Origin of the sequence: uncultured Blautia sp. (assembly GCF_902497045.1) — a bacterium.
GTDB lineage: Bacteria > Bacillota > Clostridia > Lachnospirales > Lachnospiraceae > Blautia_A.
Genome location: NZ_CABVDF010000291.1, coordinates 1 through 2,833 on the forward strand (window position 1 = coordinate 1; position 2,833 = coordinate 2,833).

At 41.0% G+C, this 2,833-nt stretch carries 3 protein-coding genes; all 3 read right to left on the reverse strand.

Going from position 1 to position 2,833, the window contains the following annotated elements:
• The coding region (locus RDS42_RS13870; RefSeq protein ID WP_308784179.1) for a hypothetical protein at window positions 1-798 on the reverse strand (798 nt) is incomplete at its 3' end.
• A 340-nt stretch (window positions 799-1,138) separates the two neighbouring features.
• On the reverse strand, window positions 1,139-2,086 hold the full coding sequence (locus RDS42_RS13875; protein ID WP_308784180.1) for an ROK family protein: 948 nt from the start codon (window positions 2,084-2,086) through the stop codon (window positions 1,139-1,141).
• On the reverse strand, window positions 2,073-2,792 hold the full coding sequence (locus tag RDS42_RS13880) for an N-acetylmannosamine-6-phosphate 2-epimerase (RefSeq protein ID WP_308784181.1): 720 nt from the start codon (window positions 2,790-2,792) through the stop codon (window positions 2,073-2,075). Before RDS42_RS13880 ends, RDS42_RS13875 begins: the two co-directional genes overlap by 14 nt.
• Window positions 2,793-2,833 lie beyond the last annotated feature (41 nt).

Consider the following 2,833-nt stretch of genomic DNA (forward strand, 5'->3'; position numbering starts at 1 on the left):
TCTTTGTTTGTCTGTATAAGCATTCAGCCATCCTGTCTGTCCATTTGAACGTCTGACCTGCAGATATAATTTTCCTTTTTTTATGTAATACTTATCAATAATCACGTTTTCTCTTTTCTTTACTACAAACGCTCTGGAACGACTTCCTGGTTTTTTATATGTTGAAAATTGCTTAGAAGCCTTAAATGTTCTGCTTTGAGAAAAATAACCGCTGTATCCACTTCGTACTAAAGTACCATTTTTATATTTATACGGTATTACGTATTCCATTCCGCCTGTAGTCCAGTTCATTGAAACAAATCGGACTTTAATTGAATTACCTGATACAGTAATTCCACGGTTTGGATACCAGGAAACATACGACGCTCCCTGATAGTTTTTCATAAGATCAGTCAAAATGCATACTGTCTTCATCTTGCCTTTCTGATATTGCAGGATTCTATGAGAAGAAATTCCTGGATTTGGTCCTTCCGTCCATGCATATATAAATCTTTTTCCATTTGCCAACGTAATAATACGATATCCTGCATAGTCACAATCTGTTTTTGGTAAAGAGTATACCTTTTTTCCATTTACATAAAATACACCGCTGATATTATACCCACTTCTTCGAGTTTTCAGTACAATACGATCTGTTTTTCGATTTCCGTCTAAATCATACTTATACACTCTATTGTTACGAAGATTCCCACTTACTCCAGCCGCTGCCTGAACAGTTTTGCCTGAAAAACCTAATGCTGTCCCTAAAATCACCAGCAAAAACATAATCATACAACTGATCTTTTTTATTCTTTTCATACATTCCCTCCTACAATCTGTTTTAGAATTGTTTTACTATATTATTTTCGCACATAAATCTTACAATTTTAGATGATTTTCTATGACAAAATTATTATATTATCACTGCTTTTTTGAACGATTTTTTTCCATTGAATTACCTCATCTGTCCAGGTAACTGACATCTGGTTATCATAAAAACAGGTTATCTCGCCTTTTATTATATCAATATACTCAAATGTACAGTCCGTCAAAGACGGCAATTCCCCAAAGAAAGAAGCTTCCTCTAATCCATAAAAAACACCGCAGCTCCCGGCGAGATGATTTCTCATTCTCCAGAAACAGCGGTGTTTTTCTGTTTTTATTTCAGATTTTCATGCTTCTTCAAAAATGCCACTGCGCCCAAAAGCCCGGCATTGTTTCCAAGCTCCGCAGCGCAAATATGGAGATTTTCCCGGAAACAGGGCATTACCTTCTTCAGGATTTTTTCTTTCAGAGGACAGATAAACAATTCTTCCTGCTGGCTGACGCCGCCTCCGATGATCACAGTTTCCGGATTAAAAATGTGGATCAGTCCAATCAGCCCTACGGCAATATCCTGAATCCATTCATCCAGAATTTTCAAGATTTTCTGATTTCCTTCTGCTGCCTGACAAAAAATATATCTGCCGTCAATATCTGTATCGGATAAGGTGTCATAAAGTTCCTTCACCCGTCTTACCAGAGCCGTTGTAGACGCATAGCTTTCATAGCAGCCTGTATTTCCGCAGCTGCATGGAATTCCGTCTTTTTTTATGGTAAAATGCCCCAGTTCTCCGGCAATTCCTACTGATCCGGAAAGAAGCTGATCCTGTACAATGATCCCGCCTCCTACTCCGGTTCCTACTGTGATCATGATCACATTGCGGCTGTCTTTTGCCGCTCCTTTCCACTGCTCACCCATAACGGCACAGTTGGCATCATTTGCCACTGTGGCCGGAAGATGATAATGTTCCTCCAGAATTGTTTTTACAGGAGTTCCAAGCCAGTTGGCAATATGCCCTGCAGAGCCGGCCACAGTTCCCTCCTGCACATTGATCTGTCCGGTAGCAGAAACTCCAATCCCGGAAAGGTTTTCCACTGAAGTACTAATGCGTTTCAGAAAAATGTCTGTATTTTTTACTACAGTTTCAATGATAGGTGTCTGATATCCATCAAAGCTGACAGAAAAAGAATCCATTTCCAGGATATCTCCATCGCTGTTCACAAGACCGATCTTTGCCGCTGTTCCCCCAATATCAATACCCAGAAATATTTTATTTGTCTGCATTGTGATATTCCTTCACTCTGTTGATAAAGCGGGTGGCAATCTCCAGCGGCCGTGTGATCGCCCCTCCTACTACAACGGCATAAGCGCCTGCCTCCAGCATCTGCACTGCCTCATCCGGATAGTGCACCTTACCTTCTGCAATCACAGGAATATCAATTGTTTCCGAAAGCTTTTTCACCAGCTCCACATCCGGTCCGTCCACCTTCGGAGAATAGTCCGTATATCCGCTTAATGTGGTTCCCACAAAATCCACGCCGCATTTCCATGCGTTTACACCCTCTTCATAAGTAGAAATATCCGCCATAAGCACAACGTCCGGATATTTTTCTTTGATCTGGGCGATAAATTCATTAATGGTAGATCCATCTCCTCTTCTTCTCATGGTGCAGTCCAGTGCAATGATATCTGCATCTGCTGCGTAAAGCTCATCTACTTCTTTCATAGTGGGTGTAATGTAGGAATCATAACCGTCATAAACAATCTTGATGATTCCGATTACCGGAAGATCCGTTTCTTCTTTGATTGCCAGCACATCCCTGATACTGCTGGTGCGGATACAGGGAGAGCCTGCCTGCTTGGCAGCCCGGGCCATCAGATACATAATTGATTTTTCTTCCACATAAAGGGGTTCAGAAGGAAGAGCCTGACAGGAAACGATCAGCTGTCCTTTGATCCTCTCGAGGATTTCTTGTTTAGAATACCTCATAAAAGTCCACCTCCGTAAAAATACCTATATTTTTATCTTTA

Coding starts and splice junctions, on each gene's coding strand:
- RDS42_RS13880 (WP_308784181.1), bottom strand. CDS start 2,792: ATGAGGTATTCTAAACAAGAAATCCTCGAGAGGATCAAAGGACAGCTG.
- RDS42_RS13875 (WP_308784180.1), bottom strand. CDS start 2,086: ATGCAGACAAATAAAATATTTCTGGGTATTGATATTGGGGGAACAGCG.